The organism is Kurthia sp. ISK08, from assembly GCF_046159805.1.
Lineage (GTDB): Bacteria > Bacillota > Bacilli > Bacillales_A > Planococcaceae > Kurthia > Kurthia gibsonii.
In genome coordinates this window covers 100697-110563 of sequence record NZ_JBJXHL010000008.1, presented here as the reverse complement: position 1 = coordinate 110563, position 9867 = coordinate 100697, and the positions used below count along the sequence as shown (strand labels likewise).

The 9867-nt window shown below is 35.3% G+C and carries 10 protein-coding genes; 2 read left to right on the top strand and 8 right to left on the bottom strand.

Going from position 1 to position 9867, the window contains the following annotated elements:
• Window positions 1–253: 253 nt before the first annotated feature.
• The 4 genes from ACKVQX_RS13630 to bcp all read right to left on the bottom strand — a co-directional run bounded on the left by ACKVQX_RS13630 (window position 254) and on the right by bcp (window position 3283).
• Window positions 254–1117, bottom strand: a complete 864-nt coding sequence (locus ACKVQX_RS13630; RefSeq protein WP_409136416.1) for a nucleotidyltransferase-like protein — start codon at window positions 1115–1117, stop codon at window positions 254–256.
• Between the two features lie 170 nt (window positions 1118–1287).
• Window positions 1288–1731, bottom strand: coding sequence for a peroxide-responsive transcriptional repressor PerR (perR, locus tag ACKVQX_RS13625; protein WP_068450958.1), 444 nt, complete (start codon window positions 1729–1731; stop codon window positions 1288–1290).
• A gap of 137 nt (window positions 1732–1868) precedes the next feature.
• Window positions 1869–2813 (bottom strand): NAD(P)-dependent oxidoreductase, encoded by a 945-nt coding sequence (locus ACKVQX_RS13620; RefSeq protein ID WP_325943816.1) that lies wholly within the window; start codon window positions 2811–2813, stop codon window positions 1869–1871.
• Window positions 2810–3283 (bottom strand): thioredoxin-dependent thiol peroxidase, encoded by a 474-nt coding sequence (bcp, locus tag ACKVQX_RS13615; RefSeq protein ID WP_068450951.1) that lies wholly within the window; start codon window positions 3281–3283, stop codon window positions 2810–2812. The genes ACKVQX_RS13620 and bcp overlap by 4 nt, the downstream gene beginning before the upstream one ends.
• Window positions 3284–3437: 154 nt before the next feature.
• Between bcp and ACKVQX_RS13610 the strand changes: the two genes are divergently transcribed.
• A complete protein-coding gene (locus tag ACKVQX_RS13610) occupies window positions 3438–4529 on the top strand; it encodes an aromatic acid exporter family protein (RefSeq protein WP_068450948.1) in 1092 nt (363 codons plus the stop codon).
• Window positions 4530–4574: 45 nt separating this feature from the next.
• Here ACKVQX_RS13610 and ACKVQX_RS13605 read toward each other — a convergent pair whose 3' ends face one another.
• The 3 genes from ACKVQX_RS13605 to mutY all read right to left on the bottom strand — a co-directional run bounded on the left by ACKVQX_RS13605 (window position 4575) and on the right by mutY (window position 8241).
• On the bottom strand, window positions 4575–6320 hold the full coding sequence (locus ACKVQX_RS13605) for an ABC transporter ATP-binding protein (RefSeq protein WP_325943815.1): 1746 nt from the start codon (window positions 6318–6320) through the stop codon (window positions 4575–4577).
• 183 nt (window positions 6321–6503) lie between these two features.
• Entirely contained in the window at window positions 6504–7052 is a 549-nt protein-coding gene (locus tag ACKVQX_RS13600; protein WP_068450943.1) for a DUF402 domain-containing protein, read from the bottom strand.
• 136 nt (window positions 7053–7188) lie between these two features.
• Window positions 7189–8241 carry an A/G-specific adenine glycosylase gene (gene mutY, locus ACKVQX_RS13595; RefSeq protein WP_068450941.1) on the bottom strand — a complete coding sequence of 351 codons (1053 nt, stop codon included), beginning with the start codon at window positions 8239–8241 and terminating at the stop codon, window positions 7189–7191.
• Window positions 8242–8323: 82 nt separating this feature from the next.
• Here mutY and ACKVQX_RS13590 point away from each other — a divergent pair, with 82 nt between their 5' ends.
• Window positions 8324–9295 (top strand): metal-dependent hydrolase, encoded by a 972-nt coding sequence (locus tag ACKVQX_RS13590; protein WP_285215422.1) that lies wholly within the window; start codon window positions 8324–8326, stop codon window positions 9293–9295.
• A gap of 322 nt (window positions 9296–9617) precedes the next feature.
• On the opposite strand, the gene ACKVQX_RS13585 is transcribed toward ACKVQX_RS13590, so the two are convergent.
• Window positions 9618–9866, bottom strand: coding sequence for a YfhJ family protein (locus ACKVQX_RS13585; protein WP_068450934.1), 249 nt, complete (start codon window positions 9864–9866; stop codon window positions 9618–9620).
• Window position 9867 lies beyond the last annotated feature (1 nt).

Below are 9867 nucleotides of genomic sequence, written 5' to 3'. Positions count from 1 at the left end.
CGTGATAAGACTTGTTTGTGATTATCTTCTTGCTTGTTTAGTTTTCAAGGTTCATGTTATTGCGTCGTTTCTTAGCGACTTCAATATCTTATCATCTTATCGATTTGTTTGTCAACAACTTTTTTAAAAAAGTTTTTTCGACTTATCAATCAATGTTGATGTGTTGTTTTGTTGTCATGCCTTACTGACATTTAATATAATACAATAACTTCTTGTTCGAAGTCAACACTTTTTATAAACTTTTTTAAAAACTTTATTCAACCTTATATAAACGATGTTTTACATCATTCGACTTCGTCGGTAAAAGTTCTATCTTAATATAACCTTTATCAATTAAGTATTCAACAAATACCTCTAAGTTAATCGAGTAATTTTTCAATTCTTCATGCTCATGTAATTCTTGAATCGTCCATACATCTTTTTGTTTCATTACTTCAACAATATGACGACCGCTCTCAACAACCTTCTGATCTATAAAACTTTCTATATAAACGATTACTTCTAAAATCTTTTGTTCAATAGATCGTGGTTTTTCAATAAAACCTTCATATAAATCATAAATTTCATTATTATATGTTTTTACTTGTTCCCACACTTTTAACTCTGGGTAAACACCTACTTCAATAATAGAAAGTCTTGCTACATGATGTAGACATTCCATCATTTGAAAGAAAGCATCTACATAATCACGTTGTTCAAAACTCACACGACCTTCTTGAAATCTTCTAAGTAGCTTTGAAAATTCAATACCAAGTTTTACATGTCGACCGTATCGTGGATTATTTCGCATCTCTTGTCGCAGTGAATAAATTGTTTCATTACGATCAAATACAACACGACCGTCCATAATCCAATTGATAATTTTTTTATTCGTACCTAACAGTAACCATTTACGCAATTGTTTGTTTGTCACGATATGCATAGCTGCATGATGTTCTTCATATGTATAGTGTTTTGTAAAAACAGATAGCTCTGCTTCTGCTACTAATATAAGAAGAATTGCATCTATATTATCTGTTTCAGGACTTAGATCATCAATCTTTTCGACTAAGATAGCACCTAATGTATTTGGATCACTTGCTCGCTCTTGATAAATTGGACGTAAAATATGTTCCACTTGAATTCCCCCTGCTTCTACTCATTAGAAAGTCATGTTCGAAAACGCACAAAATGAAATCCAGACACATGCATAGATTCATCTCTATCTTTAATCATATTAAAACGAACGTCACTCGGCAAGAGTTAACAATAAAAAAAGGAATTGCGTTATGCAACTCCCTCTTACTATTATTGCGACTGCTCTTCTTGACATTCAGGACATACACCATAAATCTCTAAACGGTGTGAATTAATTTTAAAACCTGTTACGTGTGAAGCGAAATGTTCAATTTCGTCAAGCCCAGGGTAATGGAAGTCTACAATCTTACCACATGACTGACAAATCGTATGATAGTGTTTGCTTGTAACAAAATCAAAACGGCTTGCATTATCGCCATATGTTAATTCTTGTACTAATCCAGATTCTTTAAATACACGTAAATTATTATAAACAGTGGCTACACTCATATTCGGAAATTTTGACTCTAATGATTTATAAATCTCATCAGCTGTTGGATGTGACATCGCTTCAATCAAATATTCTAAAATCGCATGACGCTGCGGTGTTATCCTAACGCCTGTTTTCTTGAGCGTGTCTAGCGCAGTTTCTAATTGCATTTCAGACATCGCCATGCACCCTCTTTCATAAGTATTCTTTAATTATAATCGTTATAATTAGTTTATCTAATATTAGTAGTTACTGTCAACTTCTTATACTCAAAATTAAAATACCACGCAGCTATTCTCAAATAGAAGCGTGGTATTGAAAATTAGTAACCATTTTTTAAATTTACTTGGTTTGTGATTTGATCATAATCATCCTTACGATAGTGACGATAGTTTTCTTTAAAAATATCGAAACTTCTTTCAAGATAACGAGAAGACTGACTTGAGACATGTGGCGACACAGTTAGATTCTCTAAGTCGTATAGTGGTGAGTCTGATGGTAAAGGTTCTTGTTCAAATACATCACACACTGCATAGGCAATCTCTTTTTGTTGTAACGCTTCTATTAACACATTCGTCGCAACTAAATCGCCTCGTCCAAAATTCAAAAATAATGTGTCGGGGTTCATCGCTTTAAAATGATCTGCTGTTAATAAATATTTTGTTTCTTTTGTACTTGGCAAAACAGACAAAACAATCTCAGCTCGAGGTAATGTGTCTAATAATTGATTGAAAGCAATCATTTCATCCATATAATCTGCCTGTTTACCTGAACGATTACAACCAATTGTGTTTACACCGAAAGCTTGAAGTAAACGCCCTATCTCACTGCCAATTGCACCTGGTCCTAAAATAAGAGCTGTTGCACCATTTAACTCTTTTGAAGGCATTTTTCTTTTCCAATTATGTGCGCGTTGTTCTGCATAGATTGCCGGTAACGAACGATAATATGAAAGAATGTGTGCTAAAACGGATTCTGCCATCGGCTTTTTATGAATGCCTCTTACATTTGACACAATAATTTCGGTTTCGTCTAACTCTGCAAGCGGCATTTTCTCAATTCCAGCAGAAGCAACAAAAATCCATTTTAGATTTTTCATGGACTTCATATGCTCAGGCGTTAAGTCTTCTCCATATGTTACAAGAATCTCTGCTTCATTCAAATGATTGTTATCTACTTTTGTCTCATAGATGATTTGTTCTTCTGGCATGAACTGTTCTAAATCCTTTTTTAAATCTGGTCGTGGATCAAATGTGAAATAAATCATTCATTCTCACCTCTTAAAACTGCTGCTACTTTCGCAACATGATCTTTGACACGAACATTACGCCATTCTTCTTGAACAATACCTTCTTTATTAATTAAAAACGTCGAGCGTACAATTCCCATGTACTCTTTACCAAAATTCTTTTTCAGTTGCCATACACCATAGGCTTCTGCTACTTTGACATCTGTATCAACTAATAAAGAGAATGGTAAGTTATGTTTTGCGATGAATTTTTCATGTCGTTCAGCTGGATCTGGACTTACACCAAGAATGACAGCATCTAAATCTGAAAAATCTTCGTAAGCTGCAGCAAAATCACAAGCTTCTGTTGTACAACCAGGTGTCATGTCTTTTGGATAGAAGTATAAAATTACATTCTTTTTACCTAAGAAATTTTCTAACGCTACTTGTTCCCCTTTTTCATTTGGTAATGTAAATAAAGGTGCTTTTTTATTTTTCAATGATTCCATCTAAATCCCTCCATGAATTGAATTATTTCTATTGTAACAATATATTTGGTAAATATCGTGAATTTTATATACAATGAAAAAATAGTTGACCGTTTCTACAATATGATATAAAGTTACGACGATAAATAATGAAAGAGAGGTTACCCACTTTCACATGAAATTAGGTGCCCGGATATTAAAAACAGGTGTAGCAATTGTTTTCGCACTTTACCTAGCGAACTGGTTTGAACTACCTGCTCCTATCTTCGCAGGAGTCGCGGCAATCTTTGCTTTACAACCTTCCATCTATCGGTCTTACAAAACCATTATTGAACAAGTTCAAGGGAATCTAATCGGCGCTGTTATCGCCGTTATTTTCGGTCTTACATTTGGTCATTCCTATGTAGTCGTTGGATTTGCTGTTGTGGTGACACTCATCATTATGATGAAGTTCAAATTAGAAGGGAGCATCTCACTTGCTCTCGTAACGATTATTGTGATTATGGAATTTCAAGAAGGCTCTTTCATCGAGTTCGCGATGTGGCGATTTGTCACAGTCATGACCGGTGTACTTGCAGCATTCATCATCAACTTAATTTTCTTACCGCCTAAATACGAAGAAAGATTATTCACATCGATTAAGTATTTACAAACAGATATTATTAAGTGGATTCGTCTCGCTGTTCGTCAAGCATCTGAACATACATCAACAAAACAATCTTTACGTCGACTTCGCAAACAGTTCGAACGTGTAAATAATTTGTACAAATTATTTAAAGAAGAACGTGGTTATACAAAAAAAGCACGAAATATGAAACACCGTAAACTTGTCGTCTATCGTCAAATGTTAATTACGATGACGAAAAGTATCGAGGTATTAAATCGTCTTCACCTTCATGAAAATGAATTATCGCATCTTCCTGAAAAGTTCCATATTATGATTCAAGAACGTCTTGATTTCTTACTAACATATCACGAGCAACTATTGCTAAAATATACGGGTAAGTTAAAAGCTGAACATACGACTTGGATTGGCGAAGAAGAATTCTTACAACGTAATGAAGTCATGGATATTTTCGCGCAACATATCGTACATGAACATGCGAGTGAAAGTGAAGAAGAATTCTCAAGTTACCACTTGTTACACATTCTTTCACGCATTTTAGATTATGAAGAGAACTTAGAACATCTAAATACACTGATTACATCGTTCATTCAACACCATGCATCTGAATCGTTCAAAGAAGAAAATGAAGAAGTTATTTAAAAAAACCGAAATCGCGCCTTATGATGCGATTTCGGTTTTTCTGTTTTAATCTAATACTTGTACTTGGAATAAATCATGATATGCTCCGCTTGCTTGCATAAGCTGTTGGTGCGTTCCATGTTCTTTTACTTCACCATGATCGATGAGCATAATTTGATCGGCATGCGTAATTGTCGATAAACGATGCGCAACAATTAATGTTGTACGATTATGCGCTAAGCGATCTAATGATTCTTGAATAAGTGCTTCGCTCTCCAAATCAAGCGCTGAAGTCGCTTCATCTAAAATTAAAATCGGTGGATTTTTTAAAAATACACGTGCAATAGCAACACGCTGTTTTTGACCGCCAGATAATTTCACGCCACGTTCTCCAACTAATGTGTCATAACCATCTGGGAATGACATAATAAAATCATGTGCGTTCGCTGCTTTCGCTGCTGCATAGACTTCTTCATCTGTCGCCTGTGGATTCCCCATCAAAATATTTTCTTTAATTGAGTCACTAAATAATACATTATCTTGTTGAACAATCCCGATATTTCGGCGTAAAGATTCAATCGTTAAATCACGTATATCTTGACCATCTATTTTAATCGACCCGCCTGTCACATCATAAAAACGTGGAATCAAACTAATGATTGTTGATTTCCCACCACCACTCATACCAACAAATGCAGCTGTTTGTCCTGGTTCAATCGTAAAGTTCAATTGATTTAAGACATTTCGACCGTCATCATTATACCGGAATGCGACATCATCAAACGTTACTTTACCTGCTACTTGTTGTAATTCTTTCGCATTTTCACGATCTGTAATGTCATACTTTTCATCCATTAATTCAAACATACGGTCCATTGAAGCAACAGATTGCGTTAAAGTAGTTGAAGAATTAACAAGGCGTCGAAGTGGATTATATAAACTATCAATATAGCCGATGAATGCTGCTAGTACACCAAGTGTTAAACTACCATGAATCACTTGATAACCTGCATAACCAATTACGGCTACTGGCGCCATACCTGTAACTGTATTAACAACCATGAATGTTTTCGCATTCCAACGTGTTTGGTCTAAAGCTTTTTCTAAAAAATTGCCATTTGCTTTTTTAAAAACACCTTGTTCATGTTGTTCCAGTGTAAAACTCGTAATGACACTCATTCCTTGAACACGTTCATGTAGATAACTCTGAACACCTGCTAAAGCTTTTGAACGTTCACGCGTTAACGTACGCAATTTTGTAAAGAAGAACTTTACGCTAATAACATAGAATGGCAACGCGATTAACGTTACAAGTGTTAATTTGAAATCCATGTATAACATGATACCAATCGCAATAACAACTGTCACAAGGTCAATCCAGACATTCATTAACCCCGTCACAATAAATTCCTTTGTCTGTTCTACATCATTAATGGTACGAGAGATAACATCTCCTACACGATTATTCGCATAGAATTTCTGACCTAATTTCTGCAAATGTCCATACATATTGGTTCGAATATCATAAAGCACACGGTTACTAATACGCTGTGCAAAATATTGACGGTAATATTCGATTGGTGGACGAACAATAAAGAATAAAAATGCCATGAAAATTATCCACATGAATAATTTTTTTGTCTTTTCATCCGGTGGTAAACCATCATTACTAATAACATCATCAATGATGACTTTAATTAATAACGGTATCGCTAAGGGAATCATGAATTTGATTACACCGAGGATAAAAGCAAATACGATATCCCATTTATACGGTTTTACAAATTTCATGTACCGTTTCATACTATCCATTTGGATCACTTCCTTTAAATTTCACACGACCTATATTGTCGCAAAATTCATTATAAGTTTTATTTCGTAAATAGAAAAGGTTTAAAATTTTCCAGTCGAAATAAAAAAACGTTCTCAGAAACCGAATGGATTTCTAAGACCGTTCTCTCTTCTATGAGACTATGCGTTTTGTTCTTGTCCTTACTACTCTTCTTGCTGTTTAATCTGCTTATAAAATTCATAGCGATTCGTCCAAGCTTCAATAAAGTCCGGTGCAAAAGGTCCCCTTCTTTGTTGAATCCAGTTAATTAATTTGTTCACATTTGCTTTTAAAATACTATCGATAACTGGTGGATAATTCATCTCTTGTTTATGCTGTTCATACTCATCTTCATCTAATAATGTGTATGACATATCGGGAAAAATTTTCACATCCAAATCATAATCAATGTATTTAATCGCATTATGATCAAATACGAATGGCGAACTCATATTGCAGTAATAATAGACACCATCTTCACGCAACATACAAATAATATTAAACCACAGCTCTGTATGGAAATAAGTGATGGAAGGTTCACGCGTCAACCATGTTCTTCCATCTGACTCTGTCACCAATGTGCGCTCGTTTGCACCGATTAAAATCTTCGGTGTACTTTTGAGGACCATTGTTTCCTGCCATACACGATGAATTTGACCGTTATGCTTGTAGCTATGAATTTGTACAATGTCCCCTTCTGCTGGAATTGTCATTTTTAGCCCACCTTTGTGAAACGTAGTCATTTAAAGAACTTCTTTGTAACATTATATCAATGTAGACATTAAACGTGTAGCAAAAAAGTCATGTTCCACTAAAAACTTCAAATTCCTTCTTTTTCTAACATTTTAATTAAAGCTTTTTGGTATGCACGCGATACGATTGTAAAATCTTTTGCATCGGTACAGGTAATGGTAGATGTTCGATTTCATCTAATGTGAACCACTTACCCGACTTCGATTCGCCCTTAACATAGAAAGCTTTTAGATGCCAAACGATGTGTGAGAAGATATGTTTTAGTTCAACTAATTCTTCCTGACCATGTAATTCAATTTCATGTTCTTTTGTATACTGTGCAATGCCTGAATAATCTGCCGTTTGTTCGACCATTGGGAATTGCCACATATTCGCAAGAAGTCCTGTAGCAGGTCTTTGTTCCATACAAATCTGTCCTGCTTCATTTTCAATGACATACACATCATAATGCAATTTTTTCACTTTTGTTTTTTTCACTTTTACAGGTAACTCTGCTGTTCTTCCTTCTGCAAATGCGCCACAATAATCACGAACAGGGCAAAGTAGACATTTCGGAGAAGTAGGCGTACAAACTAATGCTCCTAATTCCATTAATCCCTGATTAAAATCAGATGGATGATCTGGATCAATTAAATCCATTACAGCTTTTTCAAATACTTTTCTTGTTTTCGGTAACGCAATATCATCTTCAATTAATAGCACACGACTTAATACACGCATGACATTCCCATCAACAGCATGTTCAGGAACACCGTACGCGATACTTAAAACAGCACCTGCCGTATAAGGCCCGACACCTTTTAATTTCGAGATTTCATCACGTGTATTTGGTACAATTGATCCGTAAGATTCAACGACTTCACGTACACCTGCTTGTAAATTACGCGCACGTGAATAATATCCTAATCCTTCCCACTGCTTTAATAAGAAGGATTCTTCCGCTTCAGCTAGTACTTCTGGAGTTGGGAACTTTTCTAAAAAATTTTCGTAATAAGGAATGACGGTGTCTACACGCGTTTGTTGTAACATCACCTCTGAAACCCAGATTTTATAAGGGTCCTTCGTTTTTCGCCAAGGTAAATCTCGCTTTTCACGTTGGAACCATTCGACTAAAAATTGTTGAAACTCTTTTTTGTATTGATATGACACTGGGGGCCTCCTTGAATTAAAATAAAGATAAATCGGGTATAGCAACTTTAAAAGGCGATTCGTATTGTAAGGAGTTGAAAAAATGGATACTGGGACTCACTTAGTTATGGGCATTACGATTAGTGGCCTGACATTTGCAGATCCAACCGTTGCAGCAAGTACTGCAACAGCGACAGCGGTTATCGCTGGCGTCATGTTAGGATCACAAGCGCCTGATATTGATACGGTATTAAAGCTTCGCAATAATGCCGTCTACATTCGTCATCATCGAGGGATTACACACTCGATTCCGGCAGTCTTTATTTGGCCTACATTAATCACACTTGTCCTATTACTGTTACTACCAGATGCCAATGTACTTCATCTCTGGTTATGGACTTTTTTTGCAGTCGCCTTACACGTATTTGTAGATATTTTCAATGCTTATGGTACTCAAGCTTTGCGGCCATTCACAAAAAAATGGATTGCGCTTGGGATTATTAATACGTTTGATCCGATTATTTTTGGATTGAATGTAATTGCCATTATGATTTGGGCATTCGGTGCTGATCCTGTCATCACGATGTCGATTTTATATGGCACACTCGTCATTTACTATATCATAAGAACTTGGCTACATCATGCTGTAAAACAAGCTGTTCAAAATACCATTCCAGATGTAAAAGACATCTATTTATCGCCTACACGTTACTTCTTCCAATATCGTGTAGCAGCGAATTCCGATACACATCATTATGTTGCAAGAGCTTATGGACGTTCAATTACTTTGCTCGACAAATTTAAGATCGAGCCACTACCCGAAGAAGAACTTTTCGAAGTTGCTATTCAAGATGAAAATTTAAGAAGTTTTCTATCCTTTTCACCCATCTATCGTTTTGAAATTCGTAAAATCAAAAATAATTTAACCGAAGTGCGGCTAATCGATTTACGCTACCGCAGTAATAATCGCTATCCATTCGTTGCGGTAGCGCAAGTAGACGAACATTTAAAAGTCGTTAATTCTTATACGGGCTGGATTTTCTCAGAAGAAAAATTACGTTCGAAATTAGATTAAAACTAAAAAAGCACAATGTGGATTAAATCTCATTGTGCTTTTTAACTATATAGAAAGAGGTGTTTTCAATCGATTTACTATTTTTAGCAAAAGAACGTTTCCCTTTATTTGCTTTATTCCTTTTTTTATTTTTATTATTGTTAATTACACTCGTTATTATTTTAAAAAATCAAAAGAAACTGTCCAAAGTGTTTGTCATTTGGACGGTCATCGTACTTAGCCTCTGTATCATTTTACTTTCCGTTCTTACACTTCTACTACTTTCTTTCGGTTATAACATGTAAAAAGTGAGATAGCGTATTCGACACGCTACCTCACTTTTTTAATTTAATAAATCTTTGTATTTTGGATTACGCGCTACAAATTCATGTAGTGTCGAACCGTAACTTTCAATCCACTGACGTACCATTTTCTCTGTCATTTCTTCACCCTTATATGAATAACCTGCTCGCGCATAAGTTGATTCAAAATCAGACCATAATAACTCAATCCATGTACGTGCCTTTTCTTCACTTAAATTCTCATTCGATTGTTGCAGTAACTCTGCCAACTCTTGAATTTTTGTTTTCAAG

Bases quoted from the DNA above. Each gene is read 5' to 3' on its own strand.
- perR (WP_068450958.1), bottom strand. From the start codon at position 1,731: ATGGCGATGTCTGAAATGCAATTAGAAACTGCGCTAGACACGCTCAAG.
- ACKVQX_RS13600 (WP_068450943.1), bottom strand. From the start codon at position 7,052: ATGACAATTCCAGCAGAAGGGGACATTGTACAAATTCATAGCTACAAG.
- ACKVQX_RS13610 (WP_068450948.1), top strand. From the start codon at position 3,438: ATGAAATTAGGTGCCCGGATATTAAAAACAGGTGTAGCAATTGTTTTC.
- ACKVQX_RS13620 (WP_325943816.1), bottom strand. From the start codon at position 2,813: ATGATTTATTTCACATTTGATCCACGACCAGATTTAAAAAAGGATTTA.
- ACKVQX_RS13590 (WP_285215422.1), top strand. From the start codon at position 8,324: ATGGATACTGGGACTCACTTAGTTATGGGCATTACGATTAGTGGCCTG.
- bcp (WP_068450951.1), bottom strand. From the start codon at position 3,283: ATGGAATCATTGAAAAATAAAAAAGCACCTTTATTTACATTACCAAAT.
- ACKVQX_RS13605 (WP_325943815.1), bottom strand. From the start codon at position 6,320: ATGGATAGTATGAAACGGTACATGAAATTTGTAAAACCGTATAAATGG.